This window comes from Ideonella alba, from assembly GCF_018069845.1.
Taxonomy (GTDB): domain Bacteria; phylum Pseudomonadota; class Gammaproteobacteria; order Burkholderiales; family Burkholderiaceae_C; genus Ideonella; species Ideonella alba.
The window spans coordinates 25,601-40,188 of record NZ_JAGQDD010000017.1; the positions used below are offsets into that span (position 1 = coordinate 25,601).

The window sequence follows — 14,588 nt, forward strand, 5'->3', positions numbered from 1 at the left end:
CCAGAAAGTCTACAAAGTATGCATGCTGCGGCGGGACGCTGGTTTGAGGATCGTCAAGACTCAGACCGGGCCGTCCCGTGCATCCGCGGCCGTGCGTTCGCCGACTCCGACATCATCAGCGCTGGGTGAAACCACGGTCAGTCAGAGCCAAGGGACGCGGCGTCGACGGTCACCTCAGAAACCGTCTCCTGGATGTAGTCCGACTCGGCGCTATGGCCGATGGCACGATGGTATCGCTCGAAGGCACCGAGTTCTCTCCTCGTGATCCTCACGACTCGCTCAACGGCTTGCTCGCCAAGTTCCTGGGCTCTCACGGCTGCGGCACGCGTGCTCTCGCCACGGTATACGAGGTAGCGCGCATAGGGGCCGAGCACGAGTTGCCTTTCGATCCGGACATCGGACACTGATTCGGCCGGATGGCACTGACTTGCCTGCCCCGACACCACGCAGCGGTACGTCGCCAGAGGCGAGTCCTTGGCACTGCTCTGTACAGGGAAGAACCCGAAGCCAGCGATCGTCGCGGCAAGAATCGGGCTCATCAGAGCGCGTGCCGCTCGATTCACATGTGTGTTCATGAATGCTCCTTCCAGCGTTCGGTGACATGCGCAACAGCGCGCACGACGAACACTCTAGGAAGTCACGACCAACCGCAGACCGACGCCGCGATGACTGCCTCGTCATCACGCATTCGAGACTCGGTGCCGAAGCACCCACGGTTGCGGTCGCTTCGAGCGAAGAACAGATGGTTCCTCAAGGCAAACGCAGCACACCTACAAGGTGTCATGCACCGCTGCAGCGGCAACTGCCGCCTGACCTATCGCGATGTCGATCTGGCAGGGGACCCCCGCGACCTCGCCCGCAGCGTACACGTTGTCGGCGCTGGTCAGTCCGGTCGGGCCGATCGCGATAGCGCCATTTGCGCCAAGCCGGATAGCAAGTCCTTTCGCCAAAGACGTGCGAGGAAGCTCGTCGGCAGCTGAGAGCAGCAAGTCGAACTCGTAGGCGCGACCATCGTCGTAGGTTACGGAGACGGCCTTGTGTCGAGTCATAGCAACGCGGCGTGCAACGCCGGTTAGACGATCCAGACAGGCTGGCGGTGGATGGCGATTCGACTCTGAATCAGTGCTGTCCAACGCGATGATCCTTGACTTCGGGCACACCGCGCGCAGACTGGCGGAGCAACTCACTCCGGAGGGCGAAGCCAGCACGCCGACGCGCTTCCCGGCGAGTTCTTCGACTCCCAGCCAAGACTGGGTCCGAAGCAGGCCTGCCGACGCCACAGCGTCGATTCCGGACAAGTCGATCGCAGGATCCGCGGCCCCGGTGCACAAGATAACGCTGCGCGCCAGCATCGTTCCATGTTTCAGGCGGACTAAGAACTTGTGGTCCGGGCAACGTCGTACTTCTTCGACGGAATCGTAAGTGACGTGACCGTCTGCCGCGCGCAGATGTTGTCGCATCCTCTCAAGCAGATGCCCGCCGACTACCCCCTCTGGGTAACCGGCGACGTTGAAGGCACGCGCAATGCGCTGCGCTCGGCTCGCTCCAGAGTCCACCAAGCGCACTCCGCGCCCCATCCGTCGCAGATGGATTGCTGCAGTGAGCCCAGCGGGGCCTCCGCCGATCACGACGCAATCATAGGTGTCCCCGCCGATGACTGATGCGTTAAGTATGTCGGTGGCCTCAATCACGATCAGTCGCAGCCGGCGGCGCCCCAAGCCCAGCGCAATGGACCCCTCGCGCAGCTTGCCGACGCGATCCAGTCACGTAGGTGACCGCCAGATGACGGCGTGGTCATCCGGCGTCGGAACCCTGCAGGCGTGAACTCCGACGGTTTGGTTCGCGACAGACTCGCCCAGTGACGACATCGACAGTCAGAACAGAACCCGCATTCCGGCGCGCCACTGCGTCGCGGCGACTTCCCCGCCAGACTGTGCCCGTGGATAGAAGGTGCGCGACAGGCCCAGGTACGGCGCGATGCGCCGGTTGAACTCGTAACGCGCCTGCACGCCCAGATCGGCCTGGTAGGCGCCACGGCGAACCGTCGCGTCGATGTCGGAGGCCGACCACTCGACGCCAAGCGAAGGCGTGACGATGAAGCGGTTGGTGAGCAGGAACTCGTTCTCGAACCGCGTGCGGGCGAAGACCTTGCCGTCGTCGCGCACGAACAGTTTCAGGTCGACATCGAAGGCATAGGGTGCGAGTCCGCGCACGCCCAGCGTCAGGTAGTCGCGCCCGGCGGGACGCTCGTCGCGGCGCAGCCCGACCTGCGCGTCCCAGAACGGCGCGATGTAGCGACCGTACAGCAGTTGCAACTCCGCCGCTTCGGTCCGCCCGCCACGGCGTTCGGCATCGAGCGAGTACCAGAGCCGATTGAAGTCGCCGCCAACCCAGCCGTCGATGGCCAGCGACTGCACGGAGCCCGCTTGCCCACGCACCTTGCCTGCGCCGGCTTCGACCAGGGTGTAAGAGTAGATCGACTCGTCCTCCATCGCCTGCGCACCCAGCGCCATCGTGCTCAGCAGCAGCGCGCCGCCTGCGCGGCGCAGCGCCGCACGCATTTTCTTCGACATCGACGTGGTCCTCAGGCAACCTTGACCAGGCGCATCATCCCGGTGGCGGCGTGATAGAAGAGGTGGCAGTGGAAGGCCCACGTGCCTTCGTCCTCGAAGGTGGCATCGAGCTCCACGGTCTGCGCCGGCGGCACGATGATGGTGTGCTTGCGCGGGGCGAACACGCCGTTGCCGTTGACCAGTTCCATGAACACGCCGTGCAGGTGCATCGGGTGCTCCATCATGGTCTCGTTGACGAACTTGATCCGAACGCGCTGGCCCAGCCCCATCTCGAGCGGCTCGGCCTGCGACAGCTTCTTGTCGTTGATGCCCCAGAAGTAACGCGCCATGTCGCCGGTCAGCCGTACCAGCACTTCCTTCTCGGGCGCGCGGTCATCGGCATTGCGCGTGAGGGCACGCAGGTGTGCGTACTTCAGCCGCCTCAGGCCATCGACGTCAGGTTCCGGCTTCGGAGTTGCGGCGCCCATGCCGGGCATGTCGACCATACCACCCATGCCCGCCATGCCGGCATGCGGGTCGGCCGGCCTGTCCGCCATGCCGGGCATGCTGCCCTTTGAATCAGCGGGCTTGGCCGGCGCCGGCATCGCCATGCCGGCATGTCCGGCGGCGGCTGCGGGCTTGCCCATGTCCATGCCCGGCATGTCAGCCATGCCGCTGCCCATGTCCATGCCGGCCATGCCCATGTCGGCCATCGTGCGCACGGGCTTGGGGCCCAGGTCGGGCACCGGCGCGCTCATGCCGAGTTCGGGGGCGAGCGTGCCGCGCGCATAGCCGATGCGCGCAATCGTCGGCACGAAGATGGTGTACGCCTTGGCTTCCTTGGGCTGCACGATCACGTCGTAGGTTTCACCGTTGCCGATGCGGAACTCGTCCACCTCGACCGGATTGACGTTCTGACCGTCGGCCTGGACCACCGTCATCGGCAGGCCGGGGATGCGAACGTCGTACAGGTTCATCGGCGAGGCGTTGATGAACCGCAGCCGTACGCGCTCGCCCGGCTTGAACAGCCCGGTCCAGTTCTCGCCGGGTCGTTTACCCTGCAGGAGGAACGACCATTCGTCGCCGCCGTCGCTGTAGTCGGTGGGATCCATGCGCATCTTGGCCCACTCCATGCGCTCGGCCCACAGTGCTTCGCGAGCCTTGGCATCGGGTGCGCTGCGCAACTGGGCGAAGAACTGTGGCGCTGTCACGCGCCGGTAGTTGTAGTAGCCATCCACTTTCTTGAGGTTGGCCAGCACCTGAGCGGGCGGGGTGTCGATCCAGTCGGAGATGACGACCACGTAGTCGCGGTCGTACTGGAAGGGGTCGGGCTTGGCCGGCTCGATGATCAGCGGCGCGAAGTAGCCCGCCGCCTCCTGAAGCGCGGCATGGCTGTGGTACCAGTAGGTGCCGGACTGCCTGAGCTTGAAGCGGTAGGTGAAGGTCTCGCCCGGGCGGATGCCGGGGTAGGTGACGCCGGGCACACCGTCCTGGTCGTTGGGCACGAGCAGGCCGTGCCAGTGGATGCCGGTGATCTCGCGCAGCTTGTTGGTGACGCGGATCACCACCTCGTCGCCCTCCCGGAAGCGCAGCACCGGGCCTGGCATCGTGCCGTTGATGGTGATGCCCTGCGCGGGCTTGCCGGTAACGTTAAGTGGGGTCTCGGCCACGGTCAGGTCGTAGGCGCGCGACACCGGCGTGTCGCGCAGGTCGACCGCCCTCACCTGCGCCCAGGCGCGCGGCAGTGCTGCCAGCGCGCCCAAACCGGCCAGGGTCTGCAGAGTTCGGCGCTTGGACGGATCCATCGGGGACAGCCTCATTGCCCGGGGTTACTTCACGGCTTCGATCGCCGTGACGACGATCGCGCCATCGGCCTTCTCGGCGGTGAACGTTACCTTGTCGCCGGCCTTGACCTTGTCCAGCAGCGCCGCATCCTTGACCTGGAAGACCATGGTCATGCCGGGCATGTCCAGGTTCTTGATGTCGCCGTGCTTCAGGGTGATCTTCTTGGCCTCCTTGTCGATCTTGCGCACTTCGCCTTCGGTCATCGAAGCGGGCATGCCGTCCATCTTCATGCCGGGCATGTTCATGCCGCCCATCTTGCTGTGATCCATCGCCTGGGCGTGCGCGCTGATCGCAAACGGCGCCGCGGCCGCAAAGGCCAGGGAGAGGAGGAGGGGCTTGAAGGTCTTCATATCGAATGCTCCTTGAGGGGGTGAATCGGATTCTGCCAAGAGGCACGTGGCGACAACAAGTGCCGAGCGCCTCGGACATGTCGTGACAAACGTCACTCAGTGCTTGTGGCCGCCGTGGCCGCCGTGGCCGCCGTGGCCGCCGTGGCCGTCATTCTTGGAAGCGCCAGCCTCCTGCGCAACATTGACGAGGCCTTTCATGCCGGCGTCGTAGTGGCCGGGCTGCAGGCAAGCGAAGTCCACCTTGCCGGCCTGGGTGAAGCGCCAGACGACCTCGCCGGTCTTGCCTGGCGCCACGCTGACCATGTTGTCGTCGGCATGCTCCATGCCCGGCATCTTCAGCATCATCGCGTAGTGCTCCTTCAGCTCCTCGGGCGTGCCGAGCACCAGTTCGTGCTTCACGGCGCCGGAGTTCTTCACGACGAAGCGCACCGTCTCCCCCTGCTTGACCGAGATCTCGCTGGGTGTGAAGCGCATGTTGTCGGTCATGTCGACGTTGACGGTGCGGGTGGCCTGCGCGGCCTTGCCGGGTTCGCCAACAGGATTGCTGCCGTGGCCGGGGCCGGCCATCGCTGCGGATGCGGCGAGCACGAGCGCCGACACGAAGCCGGCCTTGCCAAGTTTGTTCATGGGTGCTTCTCGATGGAGCTTTGTGGGTGGCCCGTTTCGCCGGGATTCAGTTCCGATGCCCGTCGTTGAGGAGCCCGTCCAGCCGCGCGACCTCGTTACCGACTGCCGGGACCTTGCGTCCGTCGGCCAGTTCGAGAACCTCGCCTTGCTTGAGGTAGGCCGCGCGGCCGTAGCGATCCTCCTTCGCCATCTTCCCGTCCTTGAAGACGTACAGCGTGGAACCGTCTTTCAGCGCCAGCGCCTGCTGCGTGGCCTGCGGCAGAGCATCGCGCGCAAAAGCCGGCGCGGTCGCCGTGGCGGCCGCCAGCGCGATGGTCAGGGTGAACAGAGTCGCCTTCATGATCGAACCTTTCGTGATGCAGCGAGGGAGTCGCTCCCTCAACGTCATGCCACTTGGCATGCCCTGCACTCTAGGGAACCGCATCCGACGCACGGCCGACAACCACATTACAGGTTCGTAAGCTTGTCTCTCGCAGACTCCGGCCACGGATCGGCGGCGCAGTTCTGCCAGCGGAGGCCTCGCGCCGCAGCTGTGGCCCAGTTCGCCAGCGGCGGCGCCACCGAACTGCCAGTTTCTTCAAGCCTGCAGGCGCACGGCGATGCAAGCTGGGAACGCCAACAGTATTCAGCCCCGAGCAACCAATGCCGTTCTCTCCTTCCGATGCGTGGCTTCAGGGCCTGGGCGCCGCCTTCGTTCAGCTGGCCGCCGGCGAGTTTGCTGCAGCCGTCCGTGGAACGCATACCTCGCCGGTTCGAGCGCTCGGCAAGTGGCTGATCGACGCGCTGCCAACACCGCTGATCGACGTCGCAATTGCATTGCTTCGGCGCGGCGACAAGCCCGCGATCGCCATCGCACTGACCTTGTTCAGTCTCGGAGTTCCGGCGATGGCCGCGACCGCGGGCACGGCCACGCTCATGGCGGCGTTGCTGTTGTCTGGGTTGCTCGGGCTGTATGCGCTGTGGCGCCGCACCGAGCTTTCGCGCACCACGGCCGCCACCCTGGGTTTGGTCGGGACAGCGGCAGGGATGCTGGGTGTCTTCTTCGGCGCGGAAGCTTCCTTCGCCATCGGCTTCGCCGCGGCGGGACTGGCGTTGGTGATTCGTCGTGTCCGACAACGCCGGCGCGCAGAGCCCGTACGTCTGCCACGGCCGCAAGCTCCCCTGGGTTCGCCCCCTGGCTCTGCCTCCCTGGAGATTCCAGGACTGTCCGAGTTGATCACCCCTGTCGACCGATTCTTCGTCACCGACGTGACGTTTCCTGCTCCGAGCGTCGTGTTGCGACAGTGGCGCCTCGTGGTGCGAGGCATGGTCGAGCACCCGCTCAGTCTCACCCTCGACGAGCTGCTGTCGCTTCCATCGCGAGAGATCGACGCGGTTCTGATGTGTGTGCACAACCCCGTTGGCGGCCCTTTCGTAGGGAATGCGCGCTGGCAAGGCGTACTGCTGCGCGACCTGCTCGTGCGCGCCGGAGCGGCCACGGAAGCGGACCATGTCCGGCTTCACTCGGTGGACGGGTTCTCTGCCGGCATCAGCTTGTCGTTGCTCGGGGACGGCTTCGAGCCCATGCTGGTCTACGCCATGAACGGCACACCACTCACACGCGCGCACGGTGCTCCAGTTCGAGTCCTTGTGCCTGGCATCCACGGCTATGACGCGAACATCAAGTGGCTGGCGTCCGTGGAGGTCATGCGGTTCAGCGAAGCCATCGACTACGCGGAGCGCAAGGGCTGGCCAAGACGGCCATCCCGCATGGCGCCGAACTCGAGGATCGACGTTCCAAACCACTCAGCGCTGCTGGCACCCGGCCGCCAGATCGTCGCCGGTGTGGCGTGGAGTCCTCCGCACGGCGTCGCGAAGGTCGAACTGCGCATCGACGGCGGCCCGTGGCAAGTCTGCGCGCTGGCCACGGCCCTCGGCCCGAGTGCTTGGGTTCAGTGGCAAGCGCCCTGGGATGCAACGCCCGGCCGCCACACCTTGGAGACCCGCACCTGGGGACGAGAAGGCGTTCAGGCCGAACTCGCTGCCGCACCCTACCCCGACGGGGCCCGCGGCTACCACCGCATTGCGGTTGACGTGCAATCGACGCGCACCCCGCAGAGGCGCCAGGTCTGCTGGTGGCTCGCATCGGATGCACGCGCGCGAGGGCTCCTGGCCTGGCGAGGAATCACTGCGTGGCGCAGGCACCGGCCCCACAGGGGGTAGCCGGTTTGGCGCCTCGTGTCTGGTGAGGCCCGCAACGACAAAGGGAGGGGCGCGTATGTCCGTTTCGGCTGTGCTCGGCGAACGCCGCATCGTTCAAGTTCCAGAGGGTCCGATCGAGTATCGGGTCACGGGCACGGGTCCGACCATCGTGTTCCTGCACGGCATCATCGCCAACGGCGACGTGTGGCGTGGTGTGGTCGAGGATCTGGCAAGGGATCACTGCTGCATCACACCCGACTGGCCGCTGGGAGCGCATGCCCTCAAGATGCGGGACGGCACCGACTTTTCGCTTCCGGGAGTTGCCCAGATGGTCGACCGCTTCCTTGCGGCTGCGAATCTCGACAGCGTCGTGCTCGTCGCCAATGACACGGGGGGTGCAGTGGCACAACATGTGGTTGCCGACCATGCCCAGCGGATTGCTGCGCTCGTATTGACTCCATGCGACGCCTTCGACAACTTCGTCCCGCTGCCGATTCGGCACCTGCGCCTGTTGGGGAGAACGTCATGGGGACTGTGGGTCTTGGCGCAAACCTTGCGCTGGCGTTGGGTACAACGACTGCCCATCGCCTTTGGTCTGCTGACTGAGAGGGCGATCCCGGACGACATCATGAGGTCCTACACCGCCCCGCTGCGCGACCGCCCAGGCACACGAAGCGATTTCGCGGCCTTGGTCCGCGCCATCGATCCGATGTACACGGTCGAGGTTGCCACGCGCCTTCCGGGGTTCCCCAAGCCGGTGCTGCTTGCGTGGGCGCGAGAGCGTCGCCGATTCTTCCCGCTCGAGCACGCCCACCGCCTGGCTGGCTTGTTCCCGGATGCGACCGTCGAAGTGATCGACGATTCAGGCCCGTTCGTGACCGAAGACCAGCCGGCCGCCGTCGCACGAGCGATCCGGCACTTCGTGACGACTCGCGTCGAGCCCCACGACATGCCCCGTCAACCCTTGTCGAAACAGACCGAGATCTGATCCCGCCGCCCGATCAGCGAAGACGGTGCGATCCCGAAGTTGTCGCGGAATGAACGCGACAGATGTGCCGAGTCGCTGAAGCCGACCGCGTGAGCAGCTTCGGTCCACGAAGCCCCCTGAAGGACGGATTCGACAGCCCGACGCAGTCTCGTCCACACCACATAGCGCCGCAACGGTACACCCGTCTCCTCGACGAACCGGTGGCTCAGCCAACTCGGCGAGACGTTCAGCTGGTTCGCCAGCGACTGCAGTCGCACGGGTCGATCTATGGCCGACTGCAGGACCTGCAGCGCACGAACAATCCGAGCATCGCGGCCGCGCCCGCTCGCATTGACGCTGCCCAAGCCGAGCCATGCTCTGCAGATGGCGTCCGCTTCGTCGATGGTCCCGCCTTCGGCTGCGAGCGTCGCCAATCCCGCGGCCGCCGGGTGCGGCGGTTGGAAAGGAACAATGCACTCATCTGTGTGTAGCCGACCCTCGACGCAGGCGTACTCGGCCCCCTCTGACTCCATGAAGAGCATCGCCACCTGAGCGTCCTTGGCATCGAAGGCATGCGGCTGGTCGGGCAGGACGCGAAATCCATTCCACGCTTCCCATTTTCCGTGGGGCTCGATACGCGAACGCAAGCTGCCGTCGAGTCCCCAGCAGATCTGGGCCGCATGATGGCGATGCGATCGGGTACTGGGGCCAGGCCCGATGTAGAGCAGGCGGTGGGGCCACAGGTAAAGCCGCACTCGAACGCACTCATCGGCGGCCTCAGCGGGAAGGCGGGTCAACGAGCCCATCATGTTGTTGCGAGACGCCGGCCGCGACAATCAAGTTCATAGAGCCTGCGAAACCTCGAGGATGGGCTTCAATCCCGTTCCGAATCTGCCGATGGCGGCGCGGTGCAAGCGCAGTTCGCCATAGGGCAGGTAGCGAATACCGAGTTCCGACACGCGCGAGAACGCCGGCCGTCGCAGTTGCTGTGCCACCTGGTCGCGCCGATCGTCGGGCGCGACCAGGAACATCGCGGTACCCGCCCCCAGTGCGCAACCCAGCGCCAGATCCAGCATGCGCACGATGCCGGAGTAGATCGAAGTCGAATGCTCGACCTCGAAGGCAGCGACGACTCGCGCGCCGCTGGTGTCCAGCCAGACCACGTCGATCAGGCGCACAGACTCCGCGGCGCCGTCGAGTCCTGCGGGCAGACCCTCGAGACAACCATCGCCGAGCCGGCCGTCCAGGTACTCGCGCGAGCGATCGTTCGCCGCGATCCACACCTGAAAGCCCAAACTCAGGCCGAGATCGCGCAGCCAGCCCTGAACCTCCGTATGCGTGGTGTCGCTCTCCCGCTCGAGCGTCCACTGCCGGTGTTGCGCGACCGTCTCTTCACGCACCCTCGCGAGGTCGCCTTGCCAAGCCTGCGCCGCCAAAGGATCGTTCTCGCGCGGCGGCGCCTCGTAGCGCCCGGAGCCGATGTCGAACAGCAGCCCGGCGACCGCGCCGAGGTCATTGGACAGGCGCGAGCGATGCTCGGCGTTCAGGCGCATGACCCCTTCTCGCATCGACAGATAGTGGTCCCAACGCCCCAGTTTGACGTTGCCTCCGGTCAGCGCGTTGTAGCCCCGCACGATCGCCGTGTTGAACGGAACGACAAGGGTCGGGTGGATGAACTAAAGGAGGTTCGCCACGGCAGGCCCCAACCCCTTGATCTGCCGAGCGTCGAGCCGACGGATCGCATCGATCACCGCTTCGGCCGTGTCGCAGCAGTCGCACGCGTGCAGCAGCCGCCCGAAGGCGCGCTGGTTGTCCTCGTTCTCGTAGATGTCCGGGATGCGCAGCTTGGGCTTCCACAGAAATGCGTGGTCCGCACCCTTGAAGATCTGCCGCTGCTCGGCGATCGACGACACGACGGTCTCCAGCGTCGAGCCCCGATACACGTTGCCGAAGCTTCCACCCTCGATCTCGCGCACGATCTGCCCGATGCCGCGCCGGATCGAGCGGAAGTTCTTCAGGCGCTCTTCCCACAGGAACCAGGTGCGGTACGTTGCATGGGGATCGGCCCGCCAACGGTCGATCAGGGCGTCCCGCTGCGCGGCAGGGGACATCGGCAAGACGGCTTGTTCCATGGCCGGCAAGCTTAGCGCCATCGCGCGTGGCGCCAGCGCGGCCGCGTGCGGCGCGAACGGGGCACGTCGAATGCCTGCAGCGTCTGCCGGTCGATCCTGACGACATCGTCATCAATCGGTCAGGTTCCGGTCAATCGAAGCCGCGTACCGTGTTGTCCTTCCCTGCAGCAAGCCAGGGGAAACGTCGCTGCCAATCCCGGAAAGCGCGCACTTTGAAGAAGGAGCATTGACATGAGGACCATCGCAGTCTTGCTGGCACTCGCCGGCCTGGCCATCGGTTCGGCGTCGGCGGCAACAGCTGGAACGGAAGGCGCGGGCCCTGGCGTCCCGTTGGTCGTCGCCAAGCGCCTTGGCACAACCACGCCAGCGACCGTTCCTGCCGAGGTGCGGCTGTCGGGCGTTCCGATGCGTCAAGCGACGGTCGGCTTGGGCACGCAGCGACTGGCTGCGGTGATGCCGGTGGCGTCGGTGGTGAATGTGTCGGGCGTGCCCTTGGCGCGTGCCAAGCGACTTTGACGGCTGGGCGGCCCGTCCGGGTCACGCACCGTCAGGCGGGTGACCTCGCGCCGGCCAGCGTCTCGATGATCGGGCAGGCCTGCATGGGGCCGGCCTGCCTGCAGCGATGCAGCAACTCGGACAGCGCCCCGCGCATTCGATGCAGGTCCGCCAGCTTGTCCTCGATCTGGCCCAGACGTGCCTGGGTGACCGACTGGATGGCCCGGCGATTGCGGCCGTCCTCCAGGTCCAGCAGGCTGCGCACCTCGTCCAGCGAAAAGCCCAGCGCTTGCGCACGCTTGATGAACGCGATGCGGTCAATCGCCGCAACGGGGTAGACCCGAAAGCCGCCGTTTGCCGCCGGCACACGCAGCAGTCCGCGCGACTGGTAGTAACGCACCGTCTCAACGCCCACTCCGGCTGCCTTCGCAAGGCGACCGATGGTCAAGGGAGAGGCTGTCTCCAAGGGCGCGGGGCGCGCGACCATTCTTTTTTTCACGGCGGCATGGTACGTCCGGATTCCGTAGTTGACCCCAGAGCCGGTTTGACGACGATCAACGTTTCCGATGCAATGTCCGGCGAGACTTCCGCCGCGGATTCTGCAAATCTGCGCACGTACCGACTTGAACATGACTCTGACCGCCAGCCGCCACCACAGGCGCAGCATCGCCCTCACGATGTTGCTCGTGTGGGTCTTCGCGCTGCTGTCGGGAGTGGCGAATGCCTGTCTGACGGAACCGCGCGGCGAACTGGCGCATGCCGACATCCAGGTTTCGCAGGCAGACCATCCGGCGCTAGCCGCTGTACAACAATCCCACGCGGCGGATCAAGCGAAGCACGGCGAGCACCCCGACAAGGCGCCGTGCCAGAAGTCCTGCGACGCGTCGTCGCAGACGCTGCTGAAGCAACTTCCCAAGTTCGACTCGCCTGATCAGATGGTCCTGGTTCCTGCGCCTCACAGGCAGGCCAGCGACCTGCACATGGCGCCGGCCGCCCTGGTCCGCGCCGCTCTTGCAGCGGTTCCACCGCCCTCACCCCCTCCGCGGGTGCAGTTCTCCCGGCTCGCGCTGTAGAGCGCGACCCCAGGGGCGCAGCGACGGACGCTCCAGTGCGTCCCTTGCTGGCGGCCCGCCGCGCAGCTCCGACCTGTTGACTCCGTAGCCAACTACGGACCGCACAGTCGGACCGCAAGTCGCGGCATCACTCCCTTGTCCGGCCACCGGGCCGACCAACCGCCGACCGATCGTTCTCTCGCTTCCAGGAGGCCTCCATGTTCCGTTTCCGCACCCTCGCCGTTGCCGCAACTCTCGCCGCTGTGTCCGCGGCTTCGTTCGCGCAGGACGACCAGCATAAGGCCCATCACCCCGCCGGGGCAGCTTCCGCGGCGATGCCCGCACCGGCCACCGGCAAGCCCGCCGGCATGCCCGACATGGCCATGATCGACAAGCACATGAAGGCCATGCAGTCGATGCACGAGCAGATGGCCGGCGCAAAGACGCCGGCGGAGCGCGAGGCGATGATGGCCGAGCACATGAAGCTCATGCAGGAGGGCATGTCGATGATGGGTGGCATGGCGCCTGGTAAGGCGCCAGCCAGCGCTGCCGCGCGCCAGCAGATGATGGAGAAGCGCATGGACATGATGCAGTCGATGATGCAGATGATGATGGACCGCATGCCCATGTCGCCTGCCGCGCCGGCCAAGTGACTTTCGTACGCGCCTGAAAGCCCCGGTCGAACTCTTCGAATCGCTGGGCTGAACCGAGAGCCGCACAGGAGCCCTTCCATGAATCATGACCACGACGAGCCGATCCGCCGCGCGCGCGGATTCTGGCGCAGCCGATATGCCATCGGACTGCTGGTGTTTGCCGCGATCGCCCTGTTCTTCCTGCTGACCGAACACCGCGCACACACGCTGGGCGCCCTGCCCTACCTGCTGCTGGCTGCGTCCCCGTTCCTGCACATCTTCATGCACCGCGGCCACGGCCATGGCCACGGGGATGCGCACGATGGCAAGGGGCCCTCCAACGACCGCCCCGCGGGTCCGGAAGCGTCCGAAGGGCGTTCGCGAAAGACGCACCACCACCACTGAGGGGATTTGCAGATGAGTCACGACCAGCCTGGCTACGGACTGTGGATGCTGGTCATCCTCAATTCGGCCATCTTCCTGATGTTCGCCTTCAGCTTCTTCAAGCCGCAGACCAGCCGAGACTGGCGCACCTTCGGGGCCTTCGCGGCCTTCGTGGTCGCGCTGTTCGTCGAGATGTACGGCTTCCCGCTGACGATCTACCTGATGTCGGGCTGGCTGCAGACGAAGTACCCCACCCTGGATCTGATGTCGCACAACAGCGGGCACCTCTGGTCGACGCTGCTCGGCGAGAAGGGCGATCCGCACTTCGGGGTGCTGCACATCGCCAGCTATGTCTTCCTCGGGCTGGGCTTCTACCTGCTGTCCGCGGCCTGGAACGTGCTGTACCACGCCCAGCGCGCCAACCGCCTGGCGACGACCGGGCCCTATGCGCGCGTCCGCCATCCGCAGTACGTCGCCTTCGTGATGATCCTGCTGGGTTTCCTGCTGCAGTGGCCCACGCTGCTGACGTTGGTGATGTTCCCGATCCTGGTGGCCATGTACGGACGCCTTGCCGTCACGGAAGAGCGCGAGATGCGCGAGCGTTTCGGCACCGAGTTCGACGCCTACGCCGCGCGCACACCGCGCTTCGTTCCCGCTCTGAGCGGACGCACCTCTGCTGCCTGAGGCCGGAGATCGCACGTGAAAGACAACCGCAGTTGCACCGTGCACCACAACGTAGTACGGCCTTGAAGGAGACTGCCGTGCCGAACTCCACCATCCCTGCCGATTCGCCAGACGATTCGGACCGCCGGCTCTGGCTCGGCGCGGCAACCGCCGCCGGCGGCGCGGGACTGGTCGCCACCGCGGTGCCTTTCGTGGCCTCTTTCGCGCCGAGCGAGAAGGCGCGTGCACTGGGCGCGCCGGTCGACGTCGAGCTGGGCAGCCTGCGCCCCGGCGAACTGCGCACGGTCGAGTGGCGCGGCAAGCCGGTGTTCGTGCTGCGCCGCACGCCCGAGATGATCGACGCGCTGGCGCGGCACGACACCCTGCTCGCCGACCCGCAGTCACGCCGGTCGGAGCAGCCCGACACCGCCCGCAACGCGTTGCGCTCGAGCCGGCCCGACCTGGCCGTGATCGAGGCGGTGTGCACCCACCTGGGCTGCGTCCCCACCTTCCGGCCCACGCCCGGCAGCCCGGACATCGGCGCGCAGTGGCCGGGCGGCTTCTACTGCCCCTGCCACGGGTCCAAGTTCGACCTCGCCGGCCGCGTGTTCAAGAACGTGCCGGCACCGACCAACCTGACCGTGCCGCCGCACCGTTTCCTCTCCGAGACCGTGCTGCTGATCGGCGCGGCTCCAACAGCCTGAGGGA

17 protein-coding genes and 1 pseudogene are annotated in these 14,588 nt (G+C 66.0%); 8 read left to right on the plus strand and 10 right to left on the minus strand.

Annotated features, from left to right (window positions below; all coding sequences use genetic code 11):
* Nucleotides 1-137: 137 nt before the first annotated feature.
* The 7 genes from KAK03_RS18735 to KAK03_RS18765 all read right to left on the minus strand — a co-directional run bounded on the left by KAK03_RS18735 (nt 138) and on the right by KAK03_RS18765 (nt 5,714).
* The gene (locus KAK03_RS18735; protein WP_210856159.1) at nt 138-575 is read right to left on the minus strand and encodes a hypothetical protein; all 438 of its coding nucleotides are present in this window, start codon (nt 573-575) and stop codon (nt 138-140) included.
* 195 nt (nt 576-770) lie between these two features.
* Nucleotides 771-1,691 (minus strand): NAD(P)/FAD-dependent oxidoreductase, encoded by a 921-nt coding sequence (locus KAK03_RS18740; protein ID WP_210856161.1) that lies wholly within the window; start codon nt 1,689-1,691, stop codon nt 771-773.
* 183 nt (nt 1,692-1,874) lie between these two features.
* Nucleotides 1,875-2,573 carry a copper resistance protein B gene (locus KAK03_RS18745; protein WP_210856163.1) on the minus strand — a complete coding sequence of 233 codons (699 nt, stop codon included), beginning with the start codon at nt 2,571-2,573 and terminating at the stop codon, nt 1,875-1,877.
* 11 nt (nt 2,574-2,584) lie between these two features.
* Entirely contained in the window at nt 2,585-4,357 is a 1,773-nt protein-coding gene (locus KAK03_RS18750) for a copper resistance system multicopper oxidase (RefSeq protein ID WP_210856165.1), read from the minus strand.
* 24 nt (nt 4,358-4,381) lie between these two features.
* Nucleotides 4,382-4,747 carry a copper-binding protein gene (locus tag KAK03_RS18755; protein WP_210856168.1) on the minus strand — a complete coding sequence of 122 codons (366 nt, stop codon included), beginning with the start codon at nt 4,745-4,747 and terminating at the stop codon, nt 4,382-4,384.
* Nucleotides 4,748-4,843: 96 nt separating this feature from the next.
* Entirely contained in the window at nt 4,844-5,374 is a 531-nt protein-coding gene (locus tag KAK03_RS18760; protein WP_210856170.1) for a cupredoxin domain-containing protein, read from the minus strand.
* 46 nt (nt 5,375-5,420) lie between these two features.
* Nucleotides 5,421-5,714, minus strand: coding sequence for a CopK family periplasmic copper-binding protein (locus tag KAK03_RS18765; protein WP_210856172.1), 294 nt, complete (start codon nt 5,712-5,714; stop codon nt 5,421-5,423).
* 302 nt (nt 5,715-6,016) lie between these two features.
* Here KAK03_RS18765 and KAK03_RS18770 point away from each other — a divergent pair, with 302 nt between their 5' ends.
* The gene (locus KAK03_RS18770) at nt 6,017-7,576 is read left to right on the plus strand and encodes a molybdopterin-dependent oxidoreductase (protein WP_210856174.1); all 1,560 of its coding nucleotides are present in this window, start codon (nt 6,017-6,019) and stop codon (nt 7,574-7,576) included.
* 55 nt (nt 7,577-7,631) lie between these two features.
* Nucleotides 7,632-8,543, plus strand: coding sequence for an alpha/beta fold hydrolase (locus tag KAK03_RS18775; protein ID WP_051495408.1), 912 nt, complete (start codon nt 7,632-7,634; stop codon nt 8,541-8,543).
* Here the strand turns inward: KAK03_RS18775 and KAK03_RS18780 are convergent.
* Complete coding sequence (locus KAK03_RS18780) at nt 8,513-9,319, minus strand: helix-turn-helix transcriptional regulator (RefSeq protein WP_210856176.1); 807 nt, start codon at nt 9,317-9,319, stop codon at nt 8,513-8,515. The genes KAK03_RS18775 and KAK03_RS18780 overlap by 31 nt on opposite strands.
* Nucleotides 9,320-9,364: 45 nt before the next feature.
* Nucleotides 9,365-10,633: pseudogene (locus tag KAK03_RS18785) on the minus strand (type II restriction enzyme NmeDI-related protein).
* Between the two features lie 252 nt (nt 10,634-10,885).
* On the opposite strand from KAK03_RS18785, the gene KAK03_RS18790 reads away from it, so the two are divergent.
* A complete protein-coding gene (locus tag KAK03_RS18790) occupies nt 10,886-11,170 on the plus strand; it encodes a hypothetical protein (RefSeq protein WP_210856178.1) in 285 nt (94 codons plus the stop codon).
* Between the two features lie 31 nt (nt 11,171-11,201).
* Here KAK03_RS18790 and KAK03_RS18795 read toward each other — a convergent pair whose 3' ends face one another.
* A complete protein-coding gene (locus KAK03_RS18795; protein ID WP_247661279.1) occupies nt 11,202-11,597 on the minus strand; it encodes a MerR family transcriptional regulator in 396 nt (131 codons plus the stop codon).
* 181 nt (nt 11,598-11,778) lie between these two features.
* Here KAK03_RS18795 and KAK03_RS18800 point away from each other — a divergent pair, with 181 nt between their 5' ends.
* The 5 genes from KAK03_RS18800 (at nt 11,779) to petA (ending at nt 14,584) form a co-directional block, all read left to right on the plus strand.
* Entirely contained in the window at nt 11,779-12,222 is a 444-nt protein-coding gene (locus KAK03_RS18800) for a hypothetical protein (protein WP_210856180.1), read from the plus strand.
* Nucleotides 12,223-12,419: 197 nt separating this feature from the next.
* Nucleotides 12,420-12,854, plus strand: a complete 435-nt coding sequence (locus KAK03_RS18805; RefSeq protein WP_210856182.1) for a hypothetical protein — start codon at nt 12,420-12,422, stop codon at nt 12,852-12,854.
* Nucleotides 12,855-12,932: 78 nt separating this feature from the next.
* Nucleotides 12,933-13,238 (plus strand): DUF2933 domain-containing protein, encoded by a 306-nt coding sequence (locus KAK03_RS18810; RefSeq protein ID WP_210856184.1) that lies wholly within the window; start codon nt 12,933-12,935, stop codon nt 13,236-13,238.
* A 12-nt stretch (nt 13,239-13,250) separates the two neighbouring features.
* Nucleotides 13,251-13,901: a methyltransferase family protein gene (locus KAK03_RS18815; RefSeq protein WP_210856186.1), complete on the plus strand. Its 651-nt coding sequence runs from the start codon at nt 13,251-13,253 to the stop codon at nt 13,899-13,901.
* Between the two features lie 77 nt (nt 13,902-13,978).
* Nucleotides 13,979-14,584: a ubiquinol-cytochrome c reductase iron-sulfur subunit gene (gene petA, locus KAK03_RS18820; protein WP_210856188.1), complete on the plus strand. Its 606-nt coding sequence runs from the start codon at nt 13,979-13,981 to the stop codon at nt 14,582-14,584.
* The last annotated feature ends 4 nt before the right edge of the window (nt 14,585-14,588 follow it).

Excerpts from the sequence above, each read along its gene's own strand:
- KAK03_RS18735 (WP_210856159.1), bottom strand. The coding sequence starts at position 575 with ATGAACACACATGTGAATCGAGCGGCACGCGCTCTGATGAGCCCGATT.
- KAK03_RS18745 (WP_210856163.1), bottom strand. The coding sequence starts at position 2,573 with ATGTCGAAGAAAATGCGTGCGGCGCTGCGCCGCGCAGGCGGCGCGCTG.
- KAK03_RS18750 (WP_210856165.1), bottom strand. The coding sequence starts at position 4,357 with ATGGATCCGTCCAAGCGCCGAACTCTGCAGACCCTGGCCGGTTTGGGC.
- KAK03_RS18755 (WP_210856168.1), bottom strand. The coding sequence starts at position 4,747 with ATGAAGACCTTCAAGCCCCTCCTCCTCTCCCTGGCCTTTGCGGCCGCG.
- KAK03_RS18760 (WP_210856170.1), bottom strand. The coding sequence starts at position 5,374 with ATGAACAAACTTGGCAAGGCCGGCTTCGTGTCGGCGCTCGTGCTCGCC.
- KAK03_RS18765 (WP_210856172.1), bottom strand. The coding sequence starts at position 5,714 with ATGAAGGCGACTCTGTTCACCCTGACCATCGCGCTGGCGGCCGCCACG.
- KAK03_RS18770 (WP_210856174.1), top strand. The coding sequence starts at position 6,017 with ATGCCGTTCTCTCCTTCCGATGCGTGGCTTCAGGGCCTGGGCGCCGCC.
- KAK03_RS18775 (WP_051495408.1), top strand. The coding sequence starts at position 7,632 with ATGTCCGTTTCGGCTGTGCTCGGCGAACGCCGCATCGTTCAAGTTCCA.
- KAK03_RS18790 (WP_210856178.1), top strand. The coding sequence starts at position 10,886 with ATGAGGACCATCGCAGTCTTGCTGGCACTCGCCGGCCTGGCCATCGGT.
- KAK03_RS18800 (WP_210856180.1), top strand. The coding sequence starts at position 11,779 with ATGACTCTGACCGCCAGCCGCCACCACAGGCGCAGCATCGCCCTCACG.
- KAK03_RS18805 (WP_210856182.1), top strand. The coding sequence starts at position 12,420 with ATGTTCCGTTTCCGCACCCTCGCCGTTGCCGCAACTCTCGCCGCTGTG.
- KAK03_RS18810 (WP_210856184.1), top strand. The coding sequence starts at position 12,933 with ATGAATCATGACCACGACGAGCCGATCCGCCGCGCGCGCGGATTCTGG.
- KAK03_RS18815 (WP_210856186.1), top strand. The coding sequence starts at position 13,251 with ATGAGTCACGACCAGCCTGGCTACGGACTGTGGATGCTGGTCATCCTC.